Below are 26,940 nucleotides of genomic sequence, written 5' to 3' on the forward strand. Positions count from 1 at the left end.
GAAGTCGCCCAGGCGTACCGATATGAAGTCGCCCGTGGATTCCGAGACGATGTCGCCCACCTTTCCGATTTGATCTCGCCCAGCGGCGAGGCGTTCTGGCCGGCTGGTTCTCTGGCATCGGTCAAGCCGCGCGGTCAATCTGGAATCGCGACTTCAACCTTTTTTCTTCTTCTGCGGTTGCTGTGGGCATGTGGACAACGCGATTGCGTTGTCCAAGCGCAGCGGCATGTCCACGGCGCTCAGGTCTTTCGGGCGGATTGCCGAGTTCGGCGCAGGCTCTCACCGGTGAGGTCGAGCCGATGGGCATTGTGGACGAGGCGATCGAGCACGGCGTCGGCATAGGTGGGATCTCCAATGAGCAGATGCCACTGGTCCACGGGGAGCTGGCTGGTGACGATGGTGGAGCGATGACCGTAGCGATCTTCGAGGATTTCCAGGAGGTCGTGACGGGCGCCGGCATCGAGCGGCTCGAGCCCCCAATCATCGAGGATCAGCAGATCGACACGGCCAAGGCCGCGCAACAGGCGTGGGTGACGACCGTCGCCGCGGGCGAGCGCCAGATCGTCGAACAGGCGCGGGACGCGTTGATAGAGCACGGAGCGATTGTCGCGACAGGCCTTGTGGCCGAGCGCCGAGGCGAGCCAACTCTTGCCGACGCCTGCCGGGCCGCAGATCAGGAGATTGACGTGGTCGTCGATCCAACGGCCCTCGACAAGCTTGGCGAACAGCGGGCGGTCGAGACCGCGCGGGGTGCGGTAGTCGATGTCCTCGACGCATGCCTGCTGGCGCAGCTTGGCGTAGCGCAGGCGAGTGGCGAGCCGTTTGTCGTGCCGCAGCGAGGCTTCACGTTCGAGCAGCAGAGCAAGCCATTCGGCGTGACCGAGGCTGCCAGCCTCACCGGCGGCTTCGATGTCGGCGAAGGCCTTGGCCATGCCGTGGAGGCCGAGGGCGTTGAGGCGGTCGAGGGTCGGATGGGTGAGCAAGGGACGGTCTCCTAATTGTAGTAGCGCGGTCCGCGGATGTTGGCATGCAGGATCGGCGCATCGTCCGCGGAGCGCTGGTGAGCGGGACGCCGATCGAGATTGTTGGCGAGGATCGACTTGACCGAGCCATAGGTGCGCGCGCCGATGTCGATCGCCCGCGCAGCCGCCGCGTCCAGCCGTTCGCGCCCATAGGAGGCGGCGAGCCTGAGGATGCCGAGGCAGGCGCGGAAGCCTTGTTCGGGGTGCGAGCGCTCGTCGAGAATGAGGTCGCACAATGCGCTGGTTGCCGGCCCGATCGCGGCGGCGTCCTGACGGATACGCCCGATAGTCCAGCCGGCGTAGCGCCGATGGCTGGAGGCCATGTGCTCCGGCACGGTGGTGTGCTTGTGATTGCCCTCATGCGCTGATGCGCGGCAATCCGCTCGCCCTTGTGGAAGATCTCGACGGTGCGGGCGGTGAACCGCACCTCGACCTCGGCACGCGCGAAGCGATGCGGAACGCTGTAATAATGCTTCTCCACCTCGACGTGGTAGTCGAGGCTGACGCGGCGGATCCGCCACTCGGCGAGCACGTAGGGGCTCGCCGGCAACGGCTTGAGCGCCGGCCGGTCGATCTCCTCGAGCAGCCGGCGGCGCGTCACGCCGAGCCGCCGGATCGGCCGCTCCTCGTTGAGCCTGGTGAGCAACTCGCCGATCGCTGCGTTGACCTCGGCGAGGCTGTAGAAGACGCGGTGGCGCAGGCGACCGAGCAGCCAGCGCTCGATGATGAGGACGGCCTGCTCGACCTTGGCCTTGTCGCGCGGCTTGCGAGGTCGCGCCGGCAAGACGGCCGTGCCGTAATGCGCGGCCATCTCCGCATAGGTGCGATTGATCTGCGGGTCGTAGAGGCTCGCCTTGATGACTGCGACTTTGGTGTTGTCAGGCACCAGGAGCGCCGGGACGCCGCCGATCGCCGCGAAGGCGCCAACATGGGCGCTGATCCAGTCGGCGAGCCCCTGCGTCCACGTCGCCTGCGCGTAGGTGAAGCTCGAGGCGCCGAGCACGGCGACGAAGATCTGCGCCGTCCTCCGCTCGCCGGTGAGGCGGTCGACCACCACCGGCACGCCGTCGCCCGCGTAGTCGACGAACAGCTTGTCACCGGCCGCGTGCGCCTGGCGCATCGTCACCGACAGGCGTCCCTCCCAGGCGCGGTAAAGCTCGCAGAAGCGCGAGTACCGGTATCCGCCGGGCTCGGCGCCGATGTACTCCTCCCACAGGATCGACAGCGTCACGTGCTTGCGCTTGAGCTCGCGGTGCACCGCCGCCCAATCGGGCTCGGCGATGCGGCGATGACCCTGCCGGTTACCGTTGCCGGTCTTGGCGAACAGGCGGGCCTCCAGGGCCGCGTCCGTGAGTTCGTCGGGCAACGGCCAGCTCAGGCCTGCGGCCTCGAACCGCCGGATGGTCAGCCGCACTGTCGAGGGCGCCGCGCCCATCCGCCGAGCAATCTCGCGGCTCGGCAGCCCAGCCGCCTTCATCCTGATCACATCGCGCACACGGCGCATCGCAAGCCTCTCCGTCGGCATCCAGGGTCCCCCTTCGCAAAGCCGAAAGGTTGACCCTATGGGAGCCAGAAGAGGTCTCGTCACCCCGGGTTCGCTCTTGCGATACCCGGGCGACATCATCCCGGAATCGTGGGCGACATCATCTCGGAACGGGTGGGCGACTTCAAATCGGAATGGTGGGCGAGATCATCTCGGAATCCTGGGCGACATCGATCGGAATCCGCATGGTGCGATGCAGGGCGCGGACGCTGGCAATCTTCTTTGCCGCATAATCGACTTGGCCGGCATCGATCGATTGCTTTGCTTCAAACACCGCGTAGACGCTTTCGGCCGGGATCACCAACGTGCCGTCCTGGTTGAAGATCAGCGGCGTGTATTGCCGGTCGTAGATGACGATGTCGAGTTGCTGGCTGGTGGTGTCGGTACTATCAATGACGAAAGCCTTGGCCACGCGGTAGCGTTGGGGCAGGTAATTCGTCAGCAGTTCGATCCAGATGCCCTCTGAGGCGTCGCCTTTGGCGACGGCGTGGCCGATGACCTCCCGGCTGCGCTGGAGCCGCATCTCGATCTCACCATGCAGGCCGGCCAGGAGTTTCTCGAGCGACCAGCCGCTCATACGACGATGTCCCGCCAGTATGGCGCCGCCAGCGCTGCGGCGGCTGCGGACTTGATCGCCTGCTTCTCCGCCACGGTCAGGTCGTCGGAAATGATGTTGTTGGTGTTTGCCGGATCGACGAACCGCGCTGTCAGGATGTTGTCGCGCAGGTAGGCGAAGATCGTCCGCATGTTATCGGCGAGCGGGGTCAGGAACTTCAGCTCCAGCGCCTTGATGACCGCCAGCTCCAGATAGAACGACGGAAACTCCAGCCCCTTCTGGGTCCGCCAGAGCTTGATCAGCCTGATCTCGGCCTGGCGCCCCGAGTTCTTGACCTTCTCGATGTGCTGGCTGACATCGGTTTTCGTCCAGGTGTCGCCGCGCCGCTTGTAGAGGCTGTGGTCGTTTACAGCCAGTTCTGGCGCTTGCCCGGGACCAGATCGACGGAATGGCCGAAAACGCTGATGCCGATCGAGACGTTCTGTAGCCGCGGCTGATATCCGGCCGCCTTCAGCGCCACCACCAGCGTCTTGTGGACGTCGGCCAAGGATTCCGGCGTGTCCGGGGACAGTGAGATGAAGAGGTCGAGGTCAGTGCCGCTGCGGTTTGCCGTACCCTTCGCATAGGAGCCGCTGGGCGAGACGTCGAGCAAGAAGCGGCCCGCCCATTGGCGCAGCACCGGCTCCATCGTTCCGGGCACGAGCAGGGCCGGGGACGCCAACCCGGTGCCAACCAGCTCGCGCGCTAAGATGGAATTCAGGTAATCCTGTTCGGACATCATGCGCCAGCCTTGAGGATTAGCCAGGCCATACAAATCGAGCGCGTTCATCGACGACACCGTGCCTATGAGAACACCCGGACGCCGGCCCGAATGGTGCCGGCGCGACCGCCCAGGTCGATCGCAACGTGCCAGTGACCCGACTGCGGGACGCGGAGTCTGATCGGGGACTGGCGCGCTTCACCACCGAAGTAGCGGTGCTGCCCGCCCTGGCGGTAACTCTGGAAATTGCTGGCGTCCATCAGTCGCACGTTGGCGGCGTGATCGAGGCTGACCTCGACCACTTCACCGCCGTTGAGATGGCCCAAATCGTTGTGAATGAAGTTCATGGCTACTTGTCCTTAACGGTCGTGTTTGGGTGCGACTGGCCGTGCTTTGTCGTGACATAGCGGCCGCTGATCGCGCTGCGGTAATGCGGCCCGCTCGACCCGTGCTTGCCGGGGGCCTCGTGGACAGTTGTGCTCGGGTGGCTGCGACCATACTTGGGAGTCACATACTGCCCGGTCGTTGCGCTGCGGTAGGAGCCGCCCCCCTTAGAAGATTTCGACATGCTTGATATCTCCAAATCGGCAATTGCCAGAACGGCATCAATTGCTAGATTGCAATTTTGGCCCGATTCGGGCCCGAGATCAAGGCAGGCGGATCCAGGGCTAATGGCTTCAGGAAAATTTGACGGGGAGGCGTTCTTTGCTGCAATCGACAGCGTGCGAATCACGCGCGATCTCACTTGGAAGAAGGTGGCTGAACAATCGGGCGTGCCGGCATCGAGCCTAACGCGCATGTCGCAAGGGCGCCGTCCGGATGTGGATAGCCTGGCCGCACTTTGCGCTTGGTCCGGGCTTAAGGCCGAGCAGTTCACCCGTGGCGTCCAGAAGCCGAAAGAGGCGCGGGAGCCCCTGGCGGAGCTGACGGCGCATTTGCGCGCCGATCCCAATCTATCGAAAGAGGGCGCCAAGGCACTGGAGGCGCTCATCAAGGCCGCGTACCAGCAGTTCAGGAAAAGGCAATAGCTGGGAAATGGCCTTACGTCGGGGGTTCAAAGCCGAAGCAAATTGGTATGCGAGCAGCCTCCGCAAGGAGCTGGACATCGCACCCCACCTTCCGCTTTGCCCCTGGCAATTGGCCGAGCATCTCGAATTCCCTGTCTTCCCGCTGAGTGACTACGCCAAGATCGCGCCCGAAGCCGTTGCCTACCTGCGAACAGTGAACGGCCAGAAGGACTTTTCAGCGGTGACTTTGGCCGCGGGGCAGGAGCGCTTCATTGTCCACAACGACGCCCATGATGAAAAGCGCCAGGCCGCCGACATCAGCCATGAGCTGGCGCACGGTCTGCTGTTGCATCCGCCAATGAGAATCCTCGACCCGTCGGGCATGCGCAATTACGACAGGGCAATGGAAGAGGAAGCCAACTGGCTCGGACCCGCGCTTCTCGTCTCGGATGAAGCCGCCATGCATATTGCGGCGCTTGGGCTGACGATCGCCAAGGCCTCAGACATGTACGGCGTAAGTGAGCCGCTGGTCCGGATGCGGCTCAACGTCACCGGTGCCTACCAGCGTGTGGCAAACCGTCGCCGTTTTGCCTGAACTTTAGAGGGCCGGTCAGGCGGGTGCTACGCAGCCGCGGACGGTGCGGCCCGGGTGAATTCATCAAGCTTGCCGTCCAGTTCGAAGAAGTTCGCCGCAGTGTCGCGGAGCTCCTTTGCGGCTTGGCCCCAAAAGGCCACCTCGACCTTGAAGCCGCGCTCGATGAGTTTTGCGACAACCGGCACATAATCCGAGTCCCCGGCAACCAGCAGGATATCGTCGTTGTCCTTGTCGATGATGTTGAACGCGTCATCCATCATGGCCGTGGCGATCGCCACGTCGACTTTCTTCTCCTTGTTGCCGGCGTTCTTGTTGTAGACGTGGGTCCTGAAGCCGGCCTTGTCGACCATCTTCCAGAATGAGTCGCCCGGAGGCGGCGAGCCCCACAGTTTGGCGACGGTGTCCTCCCCGCTGACGTATTTGTACAGCTTTCCGTAGTCGAGCACCCAACCGTGATCCACAATGCCGTTTCTCATGGCTTCGGCGATGTTCTTCGCCTTGCCCTTTTTGACGGCCGATACGCGGGAGCCTTCGATGTAGAGGTTGGAATTGTCGACATAAGTATAGGTGGTCATGCGGGCTCTTCTCCAATGAGGATCGTGAAAAAATGATCAAAATAACGATTTGGAAAAATAATGCCCCGAGCGAGCGGGGGATTCGCTGATATACGCATGCGGTGCCGACGTCGCAAGGACTCGGCCTCCAGGCGCCGCACATTTTTTAATCGCTCGACGATCGTTGGCGCGAAGCGGACTGGACCACGGCGGGTGATGCGGAGCCTTGGCCGCCATCAAGCAGCTGGAGCACCCTGTGCGAGGCAGTCACGCCGCCGACCAGCCGGATCGCCGCCTCCGGCTCGTGAGGATCACCACTCGTACGGAGACCGCCGAAAAGCTGAAATTCCCAGATCGACATCTCCGGAAAATCCACGCCTTGCGCGCCTTCATAAACAAGAGCGCCAGCGCCGATATCGCCTTTGATGCGGGCGCGGGCATTGCCGGCGAGCAGCTGCCGATGAACCACCTCGCCTTGCCGGTTGAGGAGGCCTGCCCAGACGCCGTGCTTCTGCCGGTCGAGCGTCACCCCGAAATGGTGATGGAGCAGCCCCTGGGTGATGAATTTGAACAGCTTGCCAACCCGGTCACTGTCGAAGGGCAGGGTCATCGCCGGCACGAGGATGCCGTTCTGGAGCGTCAGCTCCTGGCGGTGACCGGCGGTGAGCTGGCTCTTGAGCTTCGCATTTCTGTTCAGGCGCGGCTCCACCATATGAGACAGCACCACGAGCGCGTCCTGATGGTTGCTGGCGAACGGCAGCACAGATGTCAAATAGTGCTCGTGGCCGCTCTTGACGTTATTGCATGCCCTGCAGGCTGGGACCTTGGGCAAGTTCGCCCGGCGGTTTACCGGCAGAAATTCCCGCGCGAAGACATGATCCATCGTCTCCGCAGGCGCGGTGCCACAGTAGGCGCAGGTTTTGCCGACATGCCGTTTGGTCATCGGCGCCGTATACCACGCATCCCGGCCGTGCCGACTCACAAATAATTCGGAACGCGTCAGCGGGCCGATGTATTGGCGCAAGGTCACGAGGCGGAGCGTTGCGGTGACCTTGCCCGGCGCGATGTAGTGCCACGCGACGCGGCTCTGATCGGCCCACGTCAGAATAGCGTTGCTAGTGAGTTCGGTGAATGTCGTGAGTCGACGGAGTTATCGAATGCCCCTAAGATGTAGGGGAAGTAAGTTCGCGGAAGCCGGGTACGGGTGGGGCAGTGAACTTCCAGGTGACGGTTCTCAAGGTGCTGGTCAGCTATCCAGACGGGTTCGCCGTCATGGAGGACATCAAGCGCGATATGGCGATTCTGGCGACCAGCGGACGGGACTGGGCCGAACGGACGAAGCGATTGGCAGCCCGCGTGCCTGACCTGGACATCTTCTCCCAAGGTCTCATCGATCGGTTGAACGGCGGCTGGCGTATCACTGATAAGGGACGCGCGGTTCTCGAGATCATGGAGGCTCGGCCCGCACTGGCCCAACAAGCAACGGAGCTGCCTGATGTCCGCGCGGTCGAGGAGCCGACGCCAGCCACGACACTGTCACCGATGCTTTCGATCGCTCCAGTTCGACGCATGCGGAAACGAAGCCGACGCGACGCTATCCGGCGAAGACAAGCGGCTGCGTCGTAACAAACCCAGCTAAGTGGCGAATTTCGGCGTTCGGAAAATAGGAATATATTCCATAATCTATGTTATGCGAATACGGATTCATTAATATTTTCAATTACATGTTCATCATCGATGTCGTACACACGTGATTTTGGCACGGCCGTGTTTCCAGTTTGGCACGGGGTTCGATTGATTAGACAGAGCTTTTGGGATTCGCTGTCTTCCCTGTTGGCCTGGACACTATCTCAAAACGAGACTGAAATTTGGCACGCGGCTGGGCTGTCTAACCGATCCCTCGGGCCTAGCAGAGACGCCTCTGCAGCTGTGCGTCGCCGACGGCGCTCGGCCTTGTTGGTCGCTATCGCGCGGTCAGCTACCGTGCGATAGCGGCAAGGCTCGGACCCTTGGTCCTCTGGCGGCGCTGACGGCTGCGACCGGAATGCTCCCGCGACCTTCGAGTTCTGAGTCCGCGTCGGACCTTGATTGGCGGTCAGGCAGCCCTGCATCCCAGATTCAAGGCGGAAGCGCCATCTTATCCAGAACCTGCCGAATTCGGTGTTGAACCGCTCACGGCGGTGGCGACCCCTCTCCACTCCGGCCCTGGTACCCGGCTGTTTTTCGCCATCTCAACCTGCCTTATAAAGCGGCTTTTGAAGGTTGAGGACTGATGAGCTGGCCCCGATATCAAGTCGCTCCGGCAGAAAGCGTGCATGCGCTGGGGGTCGTGAGTATCAACTATGCGCGGTTTGAATTGACCCACGTTTGGATGCTTGCAGCGGTCGCAAACCTCAAGGAGCGCCAGGCCGCGGTCATTTCAGCCCGGACGAACCCGAGCGACCGCGTCCGCCTCATCGAAACCTTTATGAGCCAGGTTGATTGGCCGGAAGATGCGGCCGCGGCGACGAAGCATTACCTGAAGGCCATGGGTATTTTGACGACCAATCGCAATTTGCTGGTCCACTCGAATATGGTCGAGGCTTGGCAGAACAGGACGGCCATTTATTCGATTTCTCGTCAGGGCAACACCAGCGTCATCCAATCCTCTCTTGAGGAGATCAGGCAGGTTGCCGACGATCTGAACGAATACTTCGACTTCGGCCACAAGCTGTCGAACTACATCGCGACCAACATCCATCACGCGGCCCTCGAGGAAGGCATGTTCGCGATTTCGCAGATTCCTGCCTTGCCGCCCCTTCCCGCCCATCTCGATCCCGCCCAGCGAAAGAAATGATGATCCCCCACATTTTGCTGACCGGCGCCGGCTTTTCGTACAACTGGGGCGGATACCTCGCGAGTGAGGCGTTCGAATACCTGTTGGGCGTTACCGAGGACGACGAGAATCTTCGCAAGATCCTGTGGGCCGACCAGCACCGAGGCTTCGAAGCGACCCTTGCTCGGTTGAGGAAGGAGTTCGAGGAGAACTATACCCCACAGGGGGAGCAGGACCTGCGCAACTTGACCACCGCCGTCCGGCGCATGTTTGGCGACATGTGGCTGGCGTTTAGCCAATCGAAGTTCGACGAGGCGTTTGAAGACCCGCGGCTTGGCGTCATTCGCTTTCTCATGCGATTCGACGCGATTTTCACACTTAACCAAGATACTTTGCTCGAGACTCACTACCTGCCGGTTGTGACCGATACTGATTTTGCGAAGAACACCTATCAGGGTCCACGGAACGTCGGCGCCCACCGTCCTGGGCTGGTGCCGGCCATGGACACCCTGACGTTTGGCTCCCTCGCTTCTCGAATTCCGTTGTTCAAGGCCGGTGACGACTTTTCGCCCACGCGTAATCTACAGCCCTATTACAAGCTGAACGGCTCGATCGACATCAAGGACGGTCGGGACATGATGCTGATCTTGGGCGGGGATAAGGAAGCCGACATCGGCAAACACCCGCTTCTTGAAGCCTACCACGCGCAATTCGAGTGGTGGCTCAACATGCCGATGGCCCGCCTCATGGTGATTGGCTACAGCTTTGCCGATGCACATATCAACCGGGTGATATTCAATGCCATCGAGAAGCGCAGCCTCAAGCTGTTTCTGATTGGGCCTGACGGCGCAAAGGCCATCGGCTCCAATCCGGCCCTACCGGTCAATCCCGGGCAGCAGATCAAGAATGCAATCGTAGGCGCTTCCAGGCGATCGATACGGAACACGTTATCCGGTCGCGACATGGTGGAGCTGATGAAACTCGAACGCTTCTTCCATGACGGCCGAATGGCCATTACCCGCATTACCGCCCTTTAGGTAGTCCATGGCTAGAAAAGAAAAGCCGACAGCCCTCGTCCTGCTCCACAAGGAAATCATCCGCTTTCTCAAGGACCCCACGCCGGAGGTGCTTTGCATCCGTGGTAAGTGGGGTGTCGGGAAAACCTACACGTGGGAGAACCTACTCAAAGAGGTGGGCAAGGATGTTGCGCTCCAGTCGTACTCTTACGTCTCCTTGTTCGGCCTCGATACCCTCGACCGCTTCAAACTCTCGACTTTCGAGAATGCCATTCCGATAGCGAGCATCGCTACGGGCCCGACGATGGAGACGTTGGGCGAAAACCTCAAATCGTTCGGCGCGAAGGCTCTCGGGGTCATCAAGCCAGGTCTTACCACCATCGCCGAGCAGGCCGCATTCCTGTCCGTGCGCAATTACATCATCGGCATCGATGATATTGAGCGGAAGGGCGAGAAGCTTCGGGTAATCGACATCCTCGGGCTCGCTTCCCTCCTAAAGGAACGGCGCAAATGCAAAATCGTCCTCATCCTGAATGAAGATGAGCTGGACAAGACCGGTGATCGCGAAGCCTTCGATAAATACAGCGAGAAGGTCATAGACACCTCCCTGCTCTTTGAACCCACCTCGGCGGAGGCGTGCCAGATCGCCTTCAAGGGTACCGAGACCTCCGACGAATTGATGCGGGAGAATTGCCAGAAGCTTGAGATCGCCAACATCCGCATCCTTAAGAAAATCGAGCGGCTGGTAAGCGATGTGCGCCCTCACCTCACCGGTTTTGACCCGCGTGTTTTGGCGCAGGCGATCTCAAGTTTGGTTCTCTTCGGTTGGTGCGTTTACGCCAAGCAGGACGAACTGCTGCGCTACACGCTCAACGAACGCTACAAGTCCCGCTATGCACTAAACGACCGAAAGCTCACCGAGGACCAGAAGAAGCTGGACGACCTACTTGAGGCCTATCCGTTCGGACTAGTGGATGCCCTCGACCGCGTTCTGCTGGATGGCATCCAGAAAGGTTTCATCGATAGTGACGAGCTCATCGAAGAAGCTAGGAAGCTGGACGACAACTACAAGAATGACAGCCTGCGCCACGCCGTCCAAGGACCTTGGGACGCCTACCGCGATTCGTTCGACGATAACATGGACGAGGTTTGCAAAGGCCTTATCCACGCGGTGAAGACCTACCCCGACCATACACCGATCAACTATGTGGATGGCGCGATCATGTTCCTCAAGCGTATGGGCAAACCTGCAGATGCCCAGCAGGTACTCGACGACTGGCTGGAGGCCAATAAGGACCAGCCTCGCGGGTTCTACGATATTCGGAGCGGGGGTTTCTCGGTGCAGGATCCCGACCTGCGGACCGCTATAACCAACCGGTACAACTCTTATTCGGACACCCGAGATCGAGCGGAGGTGCTTTTCAAGATCGCCAAGGACCACGGCTGGAACGAGGAGGACATTGCCCTTTTGTCGAAGGTTACTCCCCACGAATTCTACGAGATGTTCAAGCGGCTTCGGGCCTTGAGCTGCGGTCGGTGATCAAAAAGGCACTGGAGCTGGGACGCCAAGGAGCTGGCGATCCTGCCTACACCACCATTGGAGCAAATGCGCTCGCCGCGCTGACCAAGCTGCGCGGCGAATCTGCAATCAACGAGCAGCGCGTGTCAGGCCTGTATCAGGTACCCTAGAAACTCAGCTCAAGGCCAAACCACGCCGGCATAGGCCGTACCGAGGTCGAGGACACGCTGAACGGGAACGCTGTTGTCTAACCCTTCACGCCGATGCCAGCGAAGATCTCCACTCGCCCAGTGTCAACCTTCGCTTGCCGACTTCGTGAGGACGGTTGAGCAGAGCAGTAAGAGCCATCATCGCTCCCGACATGAATTTTCTTCGGGCGTCGCCATCTTTGTCTCGCTCGGGCACCAAGAGATTGTTGCAGAGCGCCTTCACGCTGTCGGTGTTGAAGTCCATCTCGACCTCATGCGCGAACCGATTCCGTACCTTGCGCAGGGTGTCGCATTGCTGCGCTTCGAGGTCAGTGATGAGTCCCATGGCAAGGCATCCGGCTATCCGCGTGCTGAAGCTGCCGAACGGCGCGTTGAAGCCTGACAGAAGAGCCTTGGCGCTGGCGTTCTCGATGAGGAAGGCGGCCAACATGTCCATGAGCAACTTGTCCAGAAAGGATGTTGCGACCAAAGCGACGCCGCGGTCGGTTTCCTTGTTCAGCTCCTGAAGCGCAGCCAAAAATCCCTTGAAGTGCGGGTCCTTCTCCCAAATCTCGTCCCGGCCAATTGCGTAGGCCTCAAGCCATTCTGGGGCTTTCTCGTTCAAGGCAACCTCCATGTGGTCGTATCAGGTCGTCCTGGAATTTGGTGCGGTGTAGTCGTGTACGAAGCGATAAACTCATTTCGGAAAGCCATGGAAGTTCGGCGGCCTAGGCTTGCCGGACGCTTCGAAGATAGTTTCGAACAATCCCAACAAATATTCGTCGATCGCTGCCTGATCGGCGCTGTTGAGGTTGCGCTCGAACACGACATCATTCCGGATCATCTTCGAGTAGCCAGACTCGCCAACGCCATTCCACGCCAGCATTTGGCCCCTAACGCCAGCGACTCCGCCAATCACCGTTATGGGCAGCTTGACACCACCGTCTTTCAACATGCCGGCGACGAACGTCGGCAGCTTTTTTCGGAAGACATCTTCGACATGGGGCATAATCAGGTACTTGTTGTTTCCTCTGCGTCCAATTCGCACAATGTCGGCGTTGATGGCCCAAATCTCTCCATTGTTGAAATACTGAGCGATATTCTCTACCTCGCCCCTGTCGTCACTCAACGCGCACATAGCGGCGCCGTCGTCGTTGCGAAGAATGAACAGATTGCCGAAGTCGTCGAAGGAGCCGTACGCGCTCGCCATCTGCCCCGCCAGATCGTGGGGAATAAGCCTTTGCTTAGGATCCGTCGGAATAAGGCGGAGGAAAAGGACACTTTCCGCCGACATAGTGTAGGTGACATCGTCACGACGCGTGCCCAATGACGCGCCCGCTTCGAACCAGAACGCCGGTGGTCTTACGGCGGGCATCCGCTCGAATAGTTCCTCGGCTTTAGGCCGAACTTTCGCCAGGAACGGTCGAAGCTTCAGATAGAACGCCTCGGCCAGCTTTTTCTTGGCGTCCGCTACTTCCTCGCTCGACGCGTTTTCAGACAGCGTGTACGTGACCGGCCAGCTACGCGTTCGATGTATGTCGAACGGCAAGTCGTCGATGTCTCCATAGGCGAGGTTCATGACACCCAGGCAGCGCGACCACGTGAGCGATTTAATCGCGTAACCTAGCTCGATCGCGACGTTCGGATTCATCATCGCACGCGGCCGCTTTCCCCTCTCCTTTCGGCTCGACTTTCCTACCGGCGTTACGTCCCCAACAAACACGGCCGCGTTGTCGATCTTCCGAAAGATCGAATCCGCGATATCGGTCCAGCCGGTTTCGCCTTTCGTGTCGTGGTCGAGTTCGAGGTTCAAGCGGCGCTCCGCCTCGCTGGGTTCCTCAAGGTCTTCGGGCACGCGCAGCTTCGCGATCGCCGATTGAAGGGCATCGCGGACCAAATAATGCGATATCCTGCCGTCATGATCCGATTGCCACGACCAGAAGATTTTCATTAGCTACTCCGGCACGTCTGTCTCGACCTTGCCCCGCTAAGCGAGGCCGGGCGCGCTCGCCCTGTCCAGAGCAAATGCCGTCGATATCCCGCACATACTCAGCACCAACCCATTGACCGAGCCGGCTATCCGACGACGTCTTCAGCGGTGTCTCAAAGCTCCAGACACTCTGATCCGAGCAGATTGAACGTTCTCTTTATCAAAGTGGCAAATCATATATGGAGGATGCTGCGCGCGGGTGTCATTCGGCCTGCAATATTGACCCCCTAAGCCGGGGGATCGGCGTCCAAAATTGACCCCCTACAGGTTGGTCTGTTGCGCTGCCTGCTTTGGAACGAAGCAGGTGGTGGGGGATGCTGATCGTGGAGACGATTGCCCGGATCCGGCGCGAGCACTTCATCAAGGGCAAGACGATCAAGGAGATCGCCCGCGACCTGAAGGTGTCGCGGAACACGGTCCGGAAGGTGCTGAGGTCCGGAGAGACCTCCTTCGAGTACGAGCGGCAGGTGCAGCCACGACCAAAGCTAGGGCGGTGGGCATCGGAGCTCGATAGGCTGCTGGCGGCGAACACGACCAAACCGGCTCGTGAACAGCTGACGCTGATCCGGATCTTCGAAGAGCTGCGCGGGGGTGGCTACGACGGCGGTTATGATGCCGTGCGGCGTTACGCCAGGCGGTGGAGCAAAGAACGCGGGCAATCGACCGTTGCCGCTTATGTCCCACTGTGCTTTGCGCCAGGCGAAGCCTACCAGTTCGACTGGAGCCACGAGGTGGTCTTGCTGAGCGGCACCACGGTGATGGTGAAGGCCGCTCATGTCCGGCTCTGTCACAGTCGCATGCTGTTCGTGCGGGTCTATCCGCGGGAGACGCAGGAGATGGTGTTCGACGCCCACGACCGGGCGTTCGCCCTGTTCAAAGGCACCTGCACCCGCGGCATCTACGACAACATGAAGACCGCCGTAGAGACGATCTTCGTCGGTAAAGGGCGTCTCTACAATCGCCGCTTCCTGCAGATGTGCAGCCACTATCTGGTCGATCCGGTCGCCTGCACGCCAGCGTCGGGCTGGGAGAAGGGGCAGGTCGAGAACCAGGTCGGGCTGGTCAGGGAACGCTTCTTCACGCCGCGGCTGCGGTTCAAAAACCTCGACGAGTTAAACGCCTGGCTGCTCGACAAATGCATCGCCTACGCCAAGGCTCATCGCCATCCGGAGCTGGCCGATCAGACGATCTGGGAAGTGTTCGAAGCCGAACGCCCCAAACTCGTTCCCTATGCCGGCCGCTTCGACGGCTTCCATGCGGTGACGGCATCGGTCTCGAAGACCTGTCTGGTGCGCTTCGACAACAACAAGTACTCGGTCGCAGCCAGCGCAGTCGGACGACCGGTCGAGGTTCAAGCCTATGCCGATCGCATCGTGATCCGTCAGGATGGACGCATCGTTGCCGAGCACCCGCGGTCCTTCGGCCGCGGCGATACCGTCTACGATCCCTGGCATTATGTGCCGGTGCTCGCCCGCAAACCCGGCGCCTTGCGCAACGGCGCTCCCTTCAAAGACTGGGTGCTGCCGGCTGCGATCGAGCGGATCCGGCGCAAGCTTGCCAGCACCGACGATGGCAATCGGCAGATGGTCGACATCCTCAACGCGGTGCTGACGGACGGTCTGCCCGCGGTGGAAGCAGCCTGTGCCGAAGCGCTCAGTCACAGCGTCCATTCCGCCGATGTCGTGCTCAATATTCTGGCCCGTCAACGTGAACCCGCCCCACCGGCCAACATCATGACGCCGGCCGCACTGACGCTCCGTCATGCGCCGATCGCCGATTGTGCCCGCTACGACAACCTCCGGAGGACCATCTGATGGAACGAACCCAAATCTTCGACCTCATGGGCGAACTCAAGCTCTACGGCATGAAGGCTGCCTTCGACGAGATCATGGCAACTGCCGTCAAGCGCCAGCACGAACCTCAGCGCATTGTCGGTGACCTGCTCAACGCCGAGATCAACGAGAAGCAAGCCAGGTCAATCAAATACCAGCTCACCATTGCCAAGCTGCCGCTTGCCAAGGACATCGCCGACTTCCAGTTCGACGGCACGCCGATCAATCAGACTCTCGTCAATGATCTCGCTGGTGGCGGCTTCATCGCCCAACAACGCAACGTCGTGCTGGTTGGCGGCACCGGCACCGGCAAAACCCACCTGGCAATTGCCATCGCCAGAAGCTGCATCCGATCCGGTGCCCGCGGCCGCTTCTTCAACGTAGTCGACCTCGTCAATCGCCTCGAGACCGAGACCCGCAATGGACGGCAAGGTCGGCTCGCCGAGCATCTGACCCGGATGGACTTCATCGTGCTGGATGAGCTCGGCTATTTGCCCTTCGCCCAGTCCGGTGGCCAGCTTCTCTTCCACCTCATCAGCCGGCTCTATGAGCGCGCCTCCGTCATCGTGACCACCAATCTCGCGTTCGGCGAATGGCCGAGCGTGTTCGGCGACGCCAAAATGACCACCGCGTTGCTCGACCGGTTGACCCATCACTGCGACATCGTCGAGACCGGCAACGATAGCTGGCGATTCAAAAGCCGAGACGACGATCACGCCACCCGCGCTCGTCTCGCCTCCGCTATCCCGGCCAGCTCCGACGAGACGAGCGCTACCAGCAAAGCCCGCCGCACGAAGGGGTCAAAATTGGACGCCGATGAAGGGTCAAATTTGGGAGCCGATTGACAGCCGGCCGCATTGCGATCGATATCGGCGTGATCGATCAAACCGATTTCAGGATCCACAACGATCACGGTGACGGCATCGTCCGAATGCTCCGGCTCCGGAGCGGGGGCCGGGTTCACCCAGCGTACTAGACCGGCAAGCAATTCGACACTCGACCGTGGGGCGGTACGGCCCCCAAAGGAATCGTGCCGGCCGAGGACGATCGCCGGACTACGGATAGCTTTCGACCCTCCGACCGAAAACCCCGCGTCCGCCTCCTCGCCTTCCGCCGCCAGAATGACATCCCCATTGGGTAGCGTAGCCAGGACACGGCGGGGAGGCCCGCACAGTCGTCTGAGTGCGGCCGGCGTCGGATCCACGTCCTCGACAACGATCCGTCGTTCCACGGGGTTTATCGCAACAGCTTTCACGTCCGCTATCCTTCCAAGTGTTTCAAGAATCATCGGTCGACGCACCGCGAAGGTCAACGAAAACCGTCAAATTCGCGGTTGAGAGGTGTGGATTCGTCAGGTGCGATGCCGGGCTCGAACGACTAGACTGAGCGTCGACATTGCAGGGATCGTACATGGAGAGGAAACCGCCAACCTTCACGGTGCTGCTCGACGCAAACGTGTGGATCGAGGAGCGGATGTTGAAGTCCGCGCTGGGCAGCGCGCTGTTGTATGCGCTCGCCGGGGCCAAGGCGACATTGGCACTGCCGGAAATCGTCGAGCGCGAGGTGAACCAGGTAATGCCCGATCTCGCGCGGCGCGCGGTTCACAACATTCGCCGAGACATAACGCTTCTCACTCATTTGTCGGGCCGCGAGATGAACGTCAGCGGACCGACACCCAAGGCGATCTCCGACGGAATGTCGGCGCGCTGGCAACAACTTTCCGGATCGATAGAACGGATCGCCTTCACCTTCGAGCAGGCCAGTGCGGCTCTTTCTCGGATCATCTCAAAGACCGCTCCTTGCGGTGAGAACAACGAGCAGTTCCGCGATTGCTGCATCTGGGAGGCTGGGCTGTCGCTGGCCGAAACGCGAATGCTGCATCTCGTCAGCGCGGACCACGCCTTCTACGATGGCCGGAAGTATGCGAACGGTCTGGCGAAGGCCTTGCGGGCTGAGGTCGAGAGGCGAGACGTCCAGCTATTCCTGCATCCGACGGTTCAGGAACTCCTCAGTGCTTTGGGGAACACGGTCGTGTCGATCGACGAGCGAGCGATCGCGACGTCTATCATCGAGTCGGTGTCTTCGGACGCTCGCGCCATTGCAAGTGAAAAAGGACCGTTCGAATTGGGGCGCGCCTTGGCCGCCCAGATCAAGGGGTATGCGACCCCCAAGGAAGCACTCGTCGCGGTTTCATTCGAGCTGTACTTCGAATTGGATCGGGTGGGCTCCACCGGCCCTTTCGGAGAGGATGAGAAGGCGCTTCTCACCCTGAAGGGAGATTGTGACTTCGATCCGAACAGAAACGCCGTCTCGGCGATCGAGGTTAAGTCATGGTCGCAGCGTATCGGCCACTCATGGGGGAGTGCCCACTATTTCTCCGAAACCCGCGACGATCAGAAATTCGACCAACCGAGCGTTTCGTAAGTCATTTACTACCGGTCCTCATCCACTGGGGAAACTATGCTGATCCTTCCGGCGGACGGCGTTCGCGAAGGACAGCCGTTGGGCAGGACATAAGGATCAGACACCCGGTCCATACTTTCTCAGCGTAACTTCCATCAACTCGTCGTCGTCGATTTCTCCCCGCGCCCAGCTATCCAAGATTGCCTCGGTTTCCCGCGAGGCATGCAAGCCTTCAATCGCGTTGTTTGCCGTTGCAAGTCGTGCTGCGTTCGACCGCGCTGCGTACTCGGCAGGCTCGGCGGACGGGCCACGCTTGATCACCCGTCTCGCCGCCTTTCTCAGTCTCACCCGCGCCTCCGTCCGATGGTTACTGTTTCAGCTTGTAGGTGCCGTTCAGCCACACATGCAGGAACTCCTGGCGCCGCGTGGCTGATGACTGCGTGGACGACCGAGTCTGGCTTCCGTGGTCCAAGATGTCAGGTGACGACGTCGCCGGACTTAGCGGGAGCCCTGCTTTATCGACATTTCCGAATCTTCTTGGGCCTCGGTCGCGACATCGGGAAAGCGTTCGATGACGCGAAGGTAAGCCAAGACTGCCTTGTCAGGTTTGCGTCGTTTGCGCTCCCAGTTCTGCAAGGTGTCCACATCCATGCCGAAGCGCATCGCGAACTGTTCCTGCGTCAGCTTGAGACCCTCGCGCAGTTGCCTGATGTCGGGATTGCGATCGGTCGAGCGCGCGATGACACCTGCGTCCGCGAGCTCCGCTACCAACTGTTGGCGGCTTTCGACGCTTGGCAACTCGACCACAATACGACCGCTCTGAAGCATCTCTTCGACCGCCCGTTTGGCGCGAAGTAACGTGAGGCCGCGGCGAGCCAACGATTCGCTCGCTAAAATCGTGTTCGGTTTACGGCTTGCTGCCGGGCGAAGGGACATCACGACGGGTGAACCGGAGCTGACCTGGGGTACGACCTGGACGGGCCCCAGACGTCCGAGCCGCTCCTTGAACGACGAGTTCGTCATATTCCATCACCTCCATCACGTGCTGCGCGAGCATGTGCAGATTTTCTCGGCCGACGGCCGATCGGCCGGCGTCGGAATGCATATGAAATCCATTCAGAACCAGCGTCCGCCCACGCTCCTCGACCTCTGCCATCGCGAATACGGGCCCTGCCGGGGTTTGAATGCGGACGGTAACCACTTGGCCGGACGTGAGTTCATACCGGAAATCGAACGATATCTCCTCGGGCTTCCACTTCATTTGTATACGCCATTGACTGGGTAATTTCAATCATCCTATCCGCCAACCCGGCAAGGAGGGAGTCGGCTTCGAGGTCGGCAGCGATGTTCTTGATTTGTTCCAAGAATAAGGCCGACGCTGTTAATTATCCAAATGCACGAGGCTTCCGGACCACAGGTCGCGCTGCACGGCCCGGCCAAAAGCCCCCTTGGCTCGATTGTGCCGCCGACCTCAGAACGAGTAGTGGAGGTTTGCCTGAGGATAAAATGCGAAGCTGTTGTACTGCGCAGTCCGAAGGGTCGAAAACGACTGAAGCCCCTGCAAGATGAAGCTCATGGTGAAAGGCCCCGACGTCCAGTCGGCCCGACCGCTCGCCAGCAATATGACGTCCTGCCGTCCTCCTAGCACTTCCGTGAAATGCTTGCCCTGAACGTAGCCAGACGCGGTGACGGACAGTCCCTGAATCGAGGTCTGCCAAGTGACATTGGTCTGCGCCTTCACGGCGACATTGCGCTGGCTCGCCACATCCGACGTCGTGTAGTTAAGCTCTCCGGCGACACCCTGGGACGTGCAGAAGACCTCTCTGCCTTTCGGCCCACAAGTGGCCCCTCCTCCGAGATCTATGTTCGTCCGTCCCAGCACCGCCGATGCGGTCGCAAGTTCGATCTGGTACGGCCGAAAGCCCGAACCGAAAACGGTGCTTGATGAGATGCCGAGGTTGAGCAGATCGCTGACGGTGGTACCGTTCGAAACGAGCTTGTCCGACCCTCGCACCGCGCTCAGTACATGCGAATAGGTTGCGGAGTTGGCCAAGACCTCCGAGTTCTTGGACGCCAGCGTCGCATAGCGTTGATCCAACGCTTGCGACGAGAGAATAATCGAGTCGAGCGTGGCGACCGGAATGATCGCCGTAACGCCGGCCGACGTGTTCAGTACCCGATCGCTCTTCCCCGGATTGCTCTTCAGTGCATTGGTGTCGAATCCCGGCTGGGACTGCAAAGCAAACGAAACACTCGTCTGTCGCGGCTTCTGCTTCTCGATGGTCTCGCTTACGACCCTGTGCCGGACGACCTTCTCCTTCTTCGGTCCGACCAAGGCCTGGAGGTGTTCGCAGGAGACGTTGCTATCCAGGAACATCGACTGCTTATCGCGCGCCAGCTTCGCCTTGAGCTCCGGCGAAGGACTTCTGAGCTCGCCGCACGTGTACGGACGTTCGACCATCGTCGTGAAAGTCTCCGTCCGCTGAACCGTAATCCGCTCCGTCTCCGGCAGATGAGGCTTGATTACGGGTTGAGGAAGCGCAGTTTCGATGCGAACCTGGATGTTGGGGTCGACGGCTTGCCCGAATGCCGGGGAGCCCGCAAACGACAATATGCCGATGACCAGAAAACGACCCGCTCTCGCACGCATGGCGCCCCTCACGCTGTTTTGGGTGGGATATCTTGCGCGTCGGTATTGGTCGCCGTTACCGATGGCCGCTGCGGCCATCCTCCTCGGATTCGAAGGCCCGGTGCTATATGCCCAGCCGTCCGGAGTAGACCCGAATATCGGAGCGAGGATCGAACAATCCCTGCCCAGTCCGGCCGATCGGCTCCTCAATACCCCGTCTCAAAATGCGCCCACCGCGTCCCCGAAATCCAAAATCAAAAGGTTCTATCCCAAAAACAGCCATCGGCATGGACGATGATCCGCCTTCGGATAACCTCCTCGGCAAAGCAAATGTAATGCCGGAACCAACGAAGATTAGCGAGGTGGGGAGCAAACACAACCCTAGCGGGCGCGTTTTCATCAATTTTTAACGCAAGCGAGCCGGCGTTGACTCTCGCCTGACCGAGGCATAGTTGCTTTGGTGGTTGTCCTTAAAATCGTTGTCAGACCATGAAGCGGCCGCTCGACCGTCCAGTCAGACTAACGCCAATTCAGCTTGCCCCCCTGGTGAGCGCGGTTCGTGCGACATTTAAACCCGCCGAAATATGGTTGTTCGGAAGTCGAGCGAGAGGGGACTCCCGTCCCGATAGCGACTGGGATCTTCTCGTCGTCCTGCCGGACAACGCGCCGGACGAACTGACCGACCCTGTAGAGACTTGGCGGATCGCGCGCAGCACCTGCCTACCGGTGACGCTGCTCGCAACGAAAGTTCGCGACTTAGAGGCGATCTGGGGGATACCGAATACGATCGGGTACGATCTTTCTCGGGAAGGTGTGCGCCTTGTCGACTGAGCTTGTGATAGCCACCAGCCTGCGCCTGGCGAAGGCCAACCTGGACGCCTTTAAGCTGTTGTTGGAAGGCTCGAACCGCAATGCGGCCTACCATGCGGAACAAGCGCTGGAACATATCATCTCAGCCATCGCCATATCCGAAAACATCCACTATCCGCGGAGTCAGCAGCACCAACTAGATACGATGGCCCGCGCGCTTCCTGAAGACAACGCGTTGCGATCCGATGTCATCGAGCTCTCTTGGCTAGAAGCCTACGCGACGGCCTATCGGTACCCGCGAACTAAGGGCACGATGGTCGATGAACCACCGCATTCTAGGCTCGAACCAACGTTGAATCAGATCGGACTTATACTCCAGAAGACCGCAGAGCATTTTGGTGTCGACCTCGATGCGAGGAACGCACCGGCTCACCGTGCCGATCCGCCTCGGACGCCGATTCCGCCGCACGGCATCAAATAGATTCTTCCCTCGCGGGCGTCTTCTTCGCGCATCCGGTCGGTAGTCAAGACGTCGGAGCCGCAGCTCCGTATAGGAATAGCACTCGCCGGACGGCCGAAATGGCGAGATGTCGACGGCGTCATCCGGAATCAGGCCGCGATCATCGGCTACTTCGACGACTTCAAGCTGATGATGATCCTGACGTTGGCCGCCGCGCCCTCCTCCTGCTTCTTCGCGGCGTTCTGCCGGCCTCTTCCGGAGAGAGGACCGCGGCGATGGAAACTTGAAACACAACAACTATAGGACGTAAGTAAAAGGTCTCGGTTGCATTTACCGATTCCGAAAACGATACCTAACAACGCTGCCGTTGCTCGCAGCGCCGATTATTCGATTTCACCCCTTTAAGCACACGCGAGATTGCCGATGTGGCCCGACAACGAGACCGAACGGGACTTCCTGAACTTCTCCGGCGTCGCCGAGACCGTGGCCGAGATCATCGTCCAGGCCAAGGGCCGCCCGATCTCGATCGGCGTGTCGGGCGCCTGGGGCATCGGTAAGTCCTCGATGATCAAGCTGACCCGCTCCGCCATCGCCGCCAGGGAGAACGAGAGCGGGAAGAAGGCGTCCGACAAGTACGTCTTCGTCGAGTTCAACGCCTGGCTCTATCAGGGGTACGACGATGCGCGCGCCGCGTTGATGGACGTGATCGCCGACAAGCTTGCGAAGGAAGCGGACAGCCGACAGACGGCCCTTGACAAGGTCGCAGCTCTCGCCAAGCGGGTGAAATGGCTCCGGGCGGCGAAGCTCGCCGCGACCTCGGCCGTCCTCGATCTACCTCGGGGTGCCTCCGGTCGGGGCCTTCGGCGAGATATTCGAGCTCGGCAGGAAGGTCTGGGCCGAGGGCGTTGGGAAGGAAACCGGCGACGCCACCAAGAAGGCCGTGACGGACGCGGCGAAGGAAGCCGGCGAACTGCTGAAGCCGAAGGAGGAAACGTCCCCGCCGAAGGAGATCCAGGCGTTGCGCGACGCGTTCGAGCAGACGCTCGACGAGCTCGGGATCACGTTGGTCGTGTTGATCGACGATCTCGACCGGTGCCTGCCGGAAACCACGATCTCGACGCTGGAAGCGATCCGCCTGTTTCTCTTCCTCAAGAACACCGCCTTTGTGATCGCTGCCGACAACGACATGATCAAGCACGCCGTGCGGAAGCACTTCGTCGGCGTCAGCGACGACCTTCTGGTCACCAACTACTTCGACAAACTCATCCAGGTCCCCATCCGGGTGCCGCAGCTCGGCACCCAGGAGGTCCGCGCCTACATGATGCTGCTGTTCGTGGACAACAGCGAGTTGTCCGACGACGACAAGGAGAAGATCCGTGCCGCCATGATCGATCAGCTTAAGCGGACGTGGCAGGGAAAGAAGGTCGATCGGGCCTTCGTCCAGTCGCTCGGCGTGAAGCTGCCCGAGCATCTCGTCGGCCAGTTCGACACGGCCGAAAGGCTCGCCTCGCTCATGACGACAGCGTCGGGAATTCTGGGAAATCCGCGGCTGATCAAGCGCTTCCTGAACGCGCTCTCGATCCGCATGACGATCTCGAAAGCGCAGGGCGTCGGCGTCGACGAGGCGGTGCTCGCCAAGCTGTTGCTGTTCGAGCGAATCGGCGACACCGCGGCCTATGCGGAACTGGTCAAGCACGTCAGCGCCTCGGGCGAGGGAAAGCCCGCGTTCCTTCAGGAATGGGAAGACGCCGCGACGGCCGGCCGCGATCTCGATCTGAAGGCTCCGTGGAACGCTCCCTTCGTGAAGGAATGGCTGGCGCTATCGCCGCCACTTCACGACCACGACCTGCGCGGCGCGCTCTACGTCGGCCGCGAGCAGGCGCCGCTGATCACGCCCGAAGACCGCCTGTCCTCGGAGGCGGCCGAGTTGCTCTCCGCGCTGCTCGAGCATCCCGACATGGCCCACCAGCTCAAGGACAGGTTGACCCGGGTCTCGCGCATCGAGATCACCGTGATGATGGACCGCTTGCTCGAGCGCGCCAGAAAGGAACAGGATTGGGGCGTCCCGCCGATCCTCAACGCCTGCATCGTTCTCGCCGATGCCGACCCGCCGCAGGGAGCGCGGCTCGCCGCGTTTCTCGCGGACCGCCCTCCGCAGCAGATCCAACCGAACATCATTCCGAAGATCGGCGACCGCCCGTGGTCGGGAAGCGTGCTCGATGCTTGGAATTCATCGCCTGACGTTTCGCGCCCGGTGAAGACGGCGATTAGAAAGACGAGAGAGCATGGGAACGTCGCAGTCTAGTGACGGCCCCGGTCCTGGCGTGCCCTTGGTTCCTCCTTGGACGCCGGCTGCACCGCAGGATCCCGTACCTCCCGCGCCCCCGCCCGGAGCTCCGGACGTCCCGCCGGGCATTCCTCCGACCGATGGCGTCCCGCCCGCGCCTCCCGCAGCGCCGCCGCCAGTTCTGCAGCCGGCGCCGCTGGCACCCGAACGACGGTTCGGCGGCGTCCGAACGAGCCTGGGCAACTTCGCACGATCCGGAGACGGCCGCGACCTCAGGCGCGGACTCGGACATTACGTCCGGAACGGCTACGGAGGGTCGAATTTCGCAACGCAGCGGTTCGGCGGCACTGCCCAGACGGCGGGATCGCTCGGCCACGCCCTCTATTCCACCGCGCAGGGCAATGCGGACGCTCCCGTCGATGCGGCTGCGCTCGCCGGGCGCTCCACCGAGGAGATCGCGAGCGCGATCATCGAAGCGGTCAGACCCATCGACGGGACGCAGGACGCGGAAGCCGAACGCGCGTCGATCCACGACGCGATGTCCGAATTGCTGACCCAATACCCGGACGCCGACCTCCTCGACCTGTCCGCCCCCGAACGCGAGTTCGTCATCGAGAAGTTCACGGCGATCGACGTGGCGCGACGCTTCGAGCTGGATGTCGGCAAGACGTTGCTCGAGAGGGCGCCAACCGCGACCGTCGCGCTGGCTCGACTGAAACAAATGCGGTCATACATCGCCGAGACTGTGGCCGCCTCCTTCCGCAAGCTCAAGGAACAGGGACGCACGCTCACGGCCGGACGCGTCGCGCGCGTCGTCCAGGCCGCGCTGCGCGAGACGTTCGAGGTCTTCGAGGGGTACGAAGAGTGAAATTGCTTTGCGCACCGGCCGAGGTCCGTCGGCTCAAGGAAAGAGACACGCTCAGGGTCGTTCTCTACGGCCAGGCGGGGGCCGATGATCGCGGCAGCGCCGGTGCCGCCGTGCGCAACGAGATTCGCAGGGCGCGTCTGGCCCCGAACCGCAGGGCCTGGGATCTGCTATCCATCGCGATGTCCGTCATGGCGGCCGATGCGGCGGGGCGACGAAGCCTAAGTCCGGATGGCTGGACACGCGAGTTCGAGATGGAAGTCGCGGTCGCCGAACCGGCGTTCTGGAACGGGACGGCGGACCTCCTCGCCGACGCGCTGTCGTTTCTCACGACCGACCGATGGCAATTCCGCTTCATCGCCGGCGGCGCGGCACCGCAGCCGCCAGCCGAGGTATTTCGGCCGCCCGAAGGCTGCGTCGTACTCCTGTCGGGCGGGCTCGACAGTCTAAGCGGCGCCATCGACCTTGCAGCGTCCGGCGAGCGACCCGTCGCGATCAGCAAGACTGTCCGGGGCGATGCCGAAAAGCAGCTTGGGTTCGCTTCGTCGATCGGCGGTGGTTTGCGGCATTTTCAGTTGAACGACAACGCGGCCGTCCCGGGCACCGAAGATACTTCTCAAAGGGCGCGCTCGATCATCTTTCTTGCCTTCGGCGTCCTCGTCGCAACTGCGCTCAAGCCATACCGTCCCGGCGGCAGCTTGCCACTCTACGTCTGCGAAAACGGCTTCATCGCCATCAACCCGCCGCTGACGGGAAGCCGCATCGGCAGTTTGAGCACCCGTACGGTACATCCCTACTTCCTCGCGAGGTTTCAGGACGTTCTCGACGCCGCGAAACTGGGCGTGAGTATCCGCACTCCGTATGCCGAGAAGACGAAGGGCGAGATGCTGAAGGAGTGCGCGGACCAGGACCTGCTGCGCGCGTTGGCGTCGAGCTCGACGAGTTGCGGCCGCTTTCAGCGCTACAACTATCACCATTGCGGGCGGTGCGTCCCATGTCAGGTCCGCAGAGCGGCTTTCCTTGCGTGGGGCGAAGAGGATCCGACCGACTACGTCTATGAACATCTTGGTCGCGACGATCCGGATCACGCTGGCTTCGACGACGTCCGCTCGGTCGGCATGGCGCTGGCAGCCGCGAAGGGCGCGGGGTTCGACGACTGGCTTGGCGGAGCCCTTTCGTGGCCGGGTATCGAGGAGCGCGACGTGCTGAAGGATATGCTACGCCGGGGGCTTGGCGAACTCGGCGCCTTGCATGCAAAATACGGTGTCAAGTGATCGACCTGCACGCCCATCTCGACCTCTATCCCGATCCGGTCGCGACAACGAACGAGTGCATCGAGCGCAGCCTGTTCGTCCTGTCGGTGACGACGACGCCCTCGGCCTGGTCGGGAACGGCGGCACTGGCGAAGGACGCAGCGCGCATCCGTACGGCGATCGGGCTGCATCCTCAGATCGCGCAGGAACGCCGGGGCGAGCTCGGGCTCTTCGAGGAACTGCTCCCGCGATCGCGGTACGTCGGAGAGATCGGACTGGACGGCGGACCCGAGCTCAAGACAACGTGGGACATCCAGCTCAGCGTGTTCGCCGAGATCCTGCGCATGTGTCACGTCGCCGGCGGCCGCGTTATGACGATCCACAGCCGGCGCGCGGCCACGCCCGTTCTCGACGCCCTAGCTTCCGAGGCCGACGCCGGCGTGGCCGTCCTTCACTGGTTCTCCGGATCGCGACGCGAGCTTCAACGCGCGATCGATCAGGGATGCTGGTTCAGCGTGGGGCCCGCGATGCTCGCCGGCGAGAGAGGACGCGCGATGACCACGCTGATGCCTCGCGAACGCATACTTACGGAATCGGACGGGCCATTTGCCCAGATCGACGGCCGCCCTCTCTTCCCGTGGGACGCCGCCGCCGCCGAGACAACGCTGGCCGGCCTCTGGGGCGTCGGGGAGGAAGAGGTACGGGCCCAACTGCTGGCGAACCTGAAACGACTGACCACTCAGGATTCACAACGATCACGGTGACGGGATTGCCCGAATGAACGAGGGCTGGGTTCACCCGGCGATCGAAGCGCCGCGAAGGTCAACGAGAACTGT

The 26,940-nt window shown here is 61.2% G+C and carries 29 protein-coding genes and 3 pseudogenes; 17 read left to right on the plus strand and 15 right to left on the minus strand.

All coding sequences use genetic code 11. The features are described from left to right. Nucleotides 1-239 precede the first annotated feature (239 nt). From istB (ACVIJ6_RS38105) to ACVIJ6_RS38135, 7 genes and pseudogenes are all read right to left on the minus strand, one after another. Entirely contained in the window at nucleotides 240-983 is a 744-nt protein-coding gene (gene istB, locus ACVIJ6_RS38105; RefSeq protein WP_012041725.1) for an IS21-like element helper ATPase IstB, read from the minus strand. 11 nt (nucleotides 984-994) lie between these two features. Further along, nucleotides 995-2,526, minus strand: a pseudogene (istA, locus tag ACVIJ6_RS38110) (IS21 family transposase). 163 nt (nucleotides 2,527-2,689) lie between these two features. Further along, nucleotides 2,690-3,142 (minus strand): DUF6602 domain-containing protein, encoded by a 453-nt coding sequence (locus ACVIJ6_RS38115; RefSeq protein ID WP_049819826.1) that lies wholly within the window; start codon nucleotides 3,140-3,142, stop codon nucleotides 2,690-2,692. Beyond that, the gene (locus ACVIJ6_RS38120) at nucleotides 3,139-3,312 is read right to left on the minus strand and encodes a hypothetical protein (protein ID WP_210164222.1); all 174 of its coding nucleotides are present in this window, start codon (nucleotides 3,310-3,312) and stop codon (nucleotides 3,139-3,141) included. Before ACVIJ6_RS38120 ends, ACVIJ6_RS38115 begins: the two co-directional genes overlap by 4 nt. Nucleotides 3,313-3,527: 215 nt before the next feature. Further along, nucleotides 3,528-3,950, minus strand: coding sequence for a nucleotidyltransferase domain-containing protein (locus ACVIJ6_RS38125; RefSeq protein WP_210164223.1), 423 nt, complete (start codon nucleotides 3,948-3,950; stop codon nucleotides 3,528-3,530). 14 nt (nucleotides 3,951-3,964) lie between these two features. Beyond that, the gene (locus ACVIJ6_RS38130; RefSeq protein WP_028132969.1) at nucleotides 3,965-4,228 is read right to left on the minus strand and encodes a DUF1883 domain-containing protein; all 264 of its coding nucleotides are present in this window, start codon (nucleotides 4,226-4,228) and stop codon (nucleotides 3,965-3,967) included. Between the two features lie 2 nt (nucleotides 4,229-4,230). After that, complete coding sequence (locus ACVIJ6_RS38135) at nucleotides 4,231-4,449, minus strand: hypothetical protein (protein WP_080672068.1); 219 nt, start codon at nucleotides 4,447-4,449, stop codon at nucleotides 4,231-4,233. Here ACVIJ6_RS38135 and ACVIJ6_RS38140 point away from each other — a divergent pair. Continuing rightward, nucleotides 4,448-4,909 carry a hypothetical protein gene (locus tag ACVIJ6_RS38140; protein WP_245269292.1) on the plus strand — a complete coding sequence of 154 codons (462 nt, stop codon included), beginning with the start codon at nucleotides 4,448-4,450 and terminating at the stop codon, nucleotides 4,907-4,909. The genes ACVIJ6_RS38135 and ACVIJ6_RS38140 overlap by 2 nt on opposite strands. 7 nt (nucleotides 4,910-4,916) lie before the next feature. After that, nucleotides 4,917-5,483, plus strand: a complete 567-nt coding sequence (locus tag ACVIJ6_RS38145) for an ImmA/IrrE family metallo-endopeptidase (protein WP_028132971.1) — start codon at nucleotides 4,917-4,919, stop codon at nucleotides 5,481-5,483. Between the two features lie 26 nt (nucleotides 5,484-5,509). On the opposite strand, the gene ACVIJ6_RS38150 is transcribed toward ACVIJ6_RS38145, so the two are convergent. Both ACVIJ6_RS38150 and ACVIJ6_RS38155 read right to left on the minus strand, forming a co-directional pair. Beyond that, a complete protein-coding gene (locus tag ACVIJ6_RS38150) occupies nucleotides 5,510-6,058 on the minus strand; it encodes an NYN domain-containing protein (protein ID WP_049819827.1) in 549 nt (182 codons plus the stop codon). A gap of 145 nt (nucleotides 6,059-6,203) precedes the next feature. Then, nucleotides 6,204-7,067, minus strand: coding sequence for an HNH endonuclease (locus tag ACVIJ6_RS38155; protein WP_250174164.1), 864 nt, complete (start codon nucleotides 7,065-7,067; stop codon nucleotides 6,204-6,206). Nucleotides 7,068-7,249: 182 nt separating this feature from the next. Between ACVIJ6_RS38155 and ACVIJ6_RS38160 the strand changes: the two genes are divergently transcribed. From ACVIJ6_RS38160 to ACVIJ6_RS38180, 5 genes are all read left to right on the plus strand, one after another. Then, a complete protein-coding gene (locus tag ACVIJ6_RS38160) occupies nucleotides 7,250-7,663 on the plus strand; it encodes a hypothetical protein (protein WP_028132973.1) in 414 nt (137 codons plus the stop codon). Nucleotides 7,664-8,309: 646 nt separating this feature from the next. Further along, nucleotides 8,310-8,873 carry a hypothetical protein gene (locus ACVIJ6_RS38165; protein WP_250174163.1) on the plus strand — a complete coding sequence of 188 codons (564 nt, stop codon included), beginning with the start codon at nucleotides 8,310-8,312 and terminating at the stop codon, nucleotides 8,871-8,873. Further along, on the plus strand, nucleotides 8,873-9,889 hold the full coding sequence (locus ACVIJ6_RS38170) for an SIR2 family protein (protein WP_456777194.1): 1,017 nt from the start codon (nucleotides 8,873-8,875) through the stop codon (nucleotides 9,887-9,889). The genes ACVIJ6_RS38165 and ACVIJ6_RS38170 overlap by 1 nt, the downstream gene beginning before the upstream one ends. A 7-nt stretch (nucleotides 9,890-9,896) precedes the next feature. Next, nucleotides 9,897-11,408, plus strand: coding sequence for a hypothetical protein (locus tag ACVIJ6_RS38175; RefSeq protein WP_456777195.1), 1,512 nt, complete (start codon nucleotides 9,897-9,899; stop codon nucleotides 11,406-11,408). Beyond that, nucleotides 11,405-11,557 carry a hypothetical protein gene (locus ACVIJ6_RS38180; RefSeq protein ID WP_409881110.1) on the plus strand — a complete coding sequence of 51 codons (153 nt, stop codon included), beginning with the start codon at nucleotides 11,405-11,407 and terminating at the stop codon, nucleotides 11,555-11,557. The genes ACVIJ6_RS38175 and ACVIJ6_RS38180 overlap by 4 nt, the downstream gene beginning before the upstream one ends. An 85-nt stretch (nucleotides 11,558-11,642) precedes the next feature. On the opposite strand, the gene ACVIJ6_RS38185 is transcribed toward ACVIJ6_RS38180, so the two are convergent. Then, nucleotides 11,643-12,200 carry a transcriptional regulator gene (locus ACVIJ6_RS38185; RefSeq protein WP_456777196.1) on the minus strand — a complete coding sequence of 186 codons (558 nt, stop codon included), beginning with the start codon at nucleotides 12,198-12,200 and terminating at the stop codon, nucleotides 11,643-11,645. A gap of 72 nt (nucleotides 12,201-12,272) precedes the next feature. Next, the gene (locus ACVIJ6_RS38190) at nucleotides 12,273-13,526 is read right to left on the minus strand and encodes a hypothetical protein (RefSeq protein ID WP_409880748.1); all 1,254 of its coding nucleotides are present in this window, start codon (nucleotides 13,524-13,526) and stop codon (nucleotides 12,273-12,275) included. A 353-nt stretch (nucleotides 13,527-13,879) separates the two neighbouring features. Between ACVIJ6_RS38190 and istA (ACVIJ6_RS38195) the strand changes: the two are divergent. The 3 genes and pseudogenes from istA (ACVIJ6_RS38195) to ACVIJ6_RS38205 all read left to right on the plus strand — a co-directional run bounded on the left by istA (ACVIJ6_RS38195) (nucleotide 13,880) and on the right by ACVIJ6_RS38205 (nucleotide 17,821). Next, nucleotides 13,880-15,503, plus strand: a pseudogene (gene istA / locus ACVIJ6_RS38195) (IS21 family transposase). Further along, nucleotides 15,406-16,242 carry an IS21-like element helper ATPase IstB gene (gene istB, locus ACVIJ6_RS38200; RefSeq protein ID WP_409880753.1) on the plus strand — a complete coding sequence of 279 codons (837 nt, stop codon included), beginning with the start codon at nucleotides 15,406-15,408 and terminating at the stop codon, nucleotides 16,240-16,242. The pseudogene istA (ACVIJ6_RS38195) and the gene istB (ACVIJ6_RS38200) overlap by 98 nt, the downstream one beginning before the upstream one ends. A gap of 565 nt (nucleotides 16,243-16,807) precedes the next feature. Further along, nucleotides 16,808-17,821, plus strand: coding sequence for a PIN domain-containing protein (locus tag ACVIJ6_RS38205; RefSeq protein ID WP_409880749.1), 1,014 nt, complete (start codon nucleotides 16,808-16,810; stop codon nucleotides 17,819-17,821). A gap of 96 nt (nucleotides 17,822-17,917) precedes the next feature. Here the strand turns inward: ACVIJ6_RS38205 and ACVIJ6_RS38210 are convergent, their stop codons facing one another. The 3 genes from ACVIJ6_RS38210 to ACVIJ6_RS38220 form a co-directional block, all read right to left on the minus strand. Then, nucleotides 17,918-18,148: an antitoxin VbhA family protein gene (locus tag ACVIJ6_RS38210; protein ID WP_250173583.1), complete on the minus strand. Its 231-nt coding sequence runs from the start codon at nucleotides 18,146-18,148 to the stop codon at nucleotides 17,918-17,920. Nucleotides 18,149-18,298: 150 nt separating this feature from the next. Continuing rightward, complete coding sequence (locus ACVIJ6_RS38215) at nucleotides 18,299-18,823, minus strand: helix-turn-helix domain-containing protein (RefSeq protein ID WP_250173582.1); 525 nt, start codon at nucleotides 18,821-18,823, stop codon at nucleotides 18,299-18,301. A 448-nt stretch (nucleotides 18,824-19,271) separates the two neighbouring features. Beyond that, nucleotides 19,272-20,450: a hypothetical protein gene (locus tag ACVIJ6_RS38220; protein ID WP_250173581.1), complete on the minus strand. Its 1,179-nt coding sequence runs from the start codon at nucleotides 20,448-20,450 to the stop codon at nucleotides 19,272-19,274. A gap of 468 nt (nucleotides 20,451-20,918) precedes the next feature. On the opposite strand from ACVIJ6_RS38220, the gene ACVIJ6_RS38225 reads away from it, so the two are divergent. Together ACVIJ6_RS38225 and ACVIJ6_RS38230 are read left to right on the plus strand one after the other, a co-directional pair. After that, nucleotides 20,919-21,260 carry a nucleotidyltransferase domain-containing protein gene (locus tag ACVIJ6_RS38225; protein ID WP_049819828.1) on the plus strand — a complete coding sequence of 114 codons (342 nt, stop codon included), beginning with the start codon at nucleotides 20,919-20,921 and terminating at the stop codon, nucleotides 21,258-21,260. Next, on the plus strand, nucleotides 21,250-21,720 hold the full coding sequence (locus ACVIJ6_RS38230; RefSeq protein ID WP_028132975.1) for a HEPN domain-containing protein: 471 nt from the start codon (nucleotides 21,250-21,252) through the stop codon (nucleotides 21,718-21,720). Before ACVIJ6_RS38225 ends, ACVIJ6_RS38230 begins: the two co-directional genes overlap by 11 nt. A gap of 380 nt (nucleotides 21,721-22,100) precedes the next feature. Here ACVIJ6_RS38230 and ACVIJ6_RS38235 read toward each other — a convergent pair whose 3' ends face one another. Continuing rightward, on the minus strand, nucleotides 22,101-22,331 hold the full coding sequence (locus ACVIJ6_RS38235; RefSeq protein ID WP_456777197.1) for a hypothetical protein: 231 nt from the start codon (nucleotides 22,329-22,331) through the stop codon (nucleotides 22,101-22,103). On the opposite strand from ACVIJ6_RS38235, the pseudogene ACVIJ6_RS38240 reads away from it, so the two are divergent. From ACVIJ6_RS38240 to qatD, 5 genes and pseudogenes are all read left to right on the plus strand, one after another. Next, a pseudogene (locus ACVIJ6_RS38240) lies at nucleotides 22,225-22,452 on the plus strand (P-loop NTPase fold protein); the annotation flags it as partial. The gene ACVIJ6_RS38235 and the pseudogene ACVIJ6_RS38240 overlap by 107 nt on opposite strands. Nucleotides 22,453-22,540: 88 nt before the next feature. Beyond that, on the plus strand, nucleotides 22,541-24,004 hold the full coding sequence (locus ACVIJ6_RS38245) for a P-loop NTPase fold protein (protein WP_456777198.1): 1,464 nt from the start codon (nucleotides 22,541-22,543) through the stop codon (nucleotides 24,002-24,004). Beyond that, entirely contained in the window at nucleotides 23,985-24,854 is an 870-nt protein-coding gene (qatB, locus tag ACVIJ6_RS38250; RefSeq protein ID WP_028132977.1) for a Qat anti-phage system associated protein QatB, read from the plus strand. The genes ACVIJ6_RS38245 and qatB overlap by 20 nt, the downstream gene beginning before the upstream one ends. Next, complete coding sequence (qatC, locus tag ACVIJ6_RS38255) at nucleotides 24,851-26,125, plus strand: Qat anti-phage system QueC-like protein QatC (protein WP_028132978.1); 1,275 nt, start codon at nucleotides 24,851-24,853, stop codon at nucleotides 26,123-26,125. The genes qatB and qatC overlap by 4 nt, the downstream gene beginning before the upstream one ends. After that, complete coding sequence (gene qatD / locus ACVIJ6_RS38260; protein WP_028132979.1) at nucleotides 26,122-26,868, plus strand: Qat anti-phage system TatD family nuclease QatD; 747 nt, start codon at nucleotides 26,122-26,124, stop codon at nucleotides 26,866-26,868. The genes qatC and qatD overlap by 4 nt, the downstream gene beginning before the upstream one ends. The last annotated feature ends 72 nt before the right edge of the window (nucleotides 26,869-26,940 follow it).

It is taken from the genome of Bradyrhizobium sp. USDA 4369 (genome assembly GCF_054056435.1).

Bases quoted from the DNA above. Each gene is read 5' to 3' on its own strand.
- ACVIJ6_RS38115 (WP_049819826.1), bottom strand. From the start codon at position 3,142: ATGAGCGGCTGGTCGCTCGAGAAACTCCTGGCCGGCCTGCATGGTGAG.
- ACVIJ6_RS38120 (WP_210164222.1), bottom strand. From the start codon at position 3,312: ATGCGGACGATCTTCGCCTACCTGCGCGACAACATCCTGACAGCGCGG.
- ACVIJ6_RS38125 (WP_210164223.1), bottom strand. From the start codon at position 3,950: ATGAACGCGCTCGATTTGTATGGCCTGGCTAATCCTCAAGGCTGGCGC.
- ACVIJ6_RS38130 (WP_028132969.1), bottom strand. From the start codon at position 4,228: ATGAACTTCATTCACAACGATTTGGGCCATCTCAACGGCGGTGAAGTG.
- ACVIJ6_RS38140 (WP_245269292.1), top strand. From the start codon at position 4,448: ATGCTTGATATCTCCAAATCGGCAATTGCCAGAACGGCATCAATTGCT.
- ACVIJ6_RS38135 (WP_080672068.1), bottom strand. From the start codon at position 4,449: ATGTCGAAATCTTCTAAGGGGGGCGGCTCCTACCGCAGCGCAACGACC.
- ACVIJ6_RS38145 (WP_028132971.1), top strand. From the start codon at position 4,917: ATGGCCTTACGTCGGGGGTTCAAAGCCGAAGCAAATTGGTATGCGAGC.
- ACVIJ6_RS38150 (WP_049819827.1), bottom strand. From the start codon at position 6,058: ATGACCACCTATACTTATGTCGACAATTCCAACCTCTACATCGAAGGC.
- ACVIJ6_RS38165 (WP_250174163.1), top strand. From the start codon at position 8,310: ATGAGCTGGCCCCGATATCAAGTCGCTCCGGCAGAAAGCGTGCATGCG.
- ACVIJ6_RS38170 (WP_456777194.1), top strand. From the start codon at position 8,873: ATGATCCCCCACATTTTGCTGACCGGCGCCGGCTTTTCGTACAACTGG.
- ACVIJ6_RS38175 (WP_456777195.1), top strand. From the start codon at position 9,897: ATGGCTAGAAAAGAAAAGCCGACAGCCCTCGTCCTGCTCCACAAGGAA.
- ACVIJ6_RS38190 (WP_409880748.1), bottom strand. From the start codon at position 13,526: ATGAAAATCTTCTGGTCGTGGCAATCGGATCATGACGGCAGGATATCG.
- istB (WP_409880753.1), top strand. From the start codon at position 15,406: ATGGGCGAACTCAAGCTCTACGGCATGAAGGCTGCCTTCGACGAGATC.
- ACVIJ6_RS38205 (WP_409880749.1), top strand. From the start codon at position 16,808: ATGGAGAGGAAACCGCCAACCTTCACGGTGCTGCTCGACGCAAACGTG.
- ACVIJ6_RS38215 (WP_250173582.1), bottom strand. From the start codon at position 18,823: ATGACGAACTCGTCGTTCAAGGAGCGGCTCGGACGTCTGGGGCCCGTC.
- ACVIJ6_RS38220 (WP_250173581.1), bottom strand. From the start codon at position 20,450: ATGCGTGCGAGAGCGGGTCGTTTTCTGGTCATCGGCATATTGTCGTTT.
- ACVIJ6_RS38225 (WP_049819828.1), top strand. From the start codon at position 20,919: ATGAAGCGGCCGCTCGACCGTCCAGTCAGACTAACGCCAATTCAGCTT.
- qatB (WP_028132977.1), top strand. From the start codon at position 23,985: ATGGGAACGTCGCAGTCTAGTGACGGCCCCGGTCCTGGCGTGCCCTTG.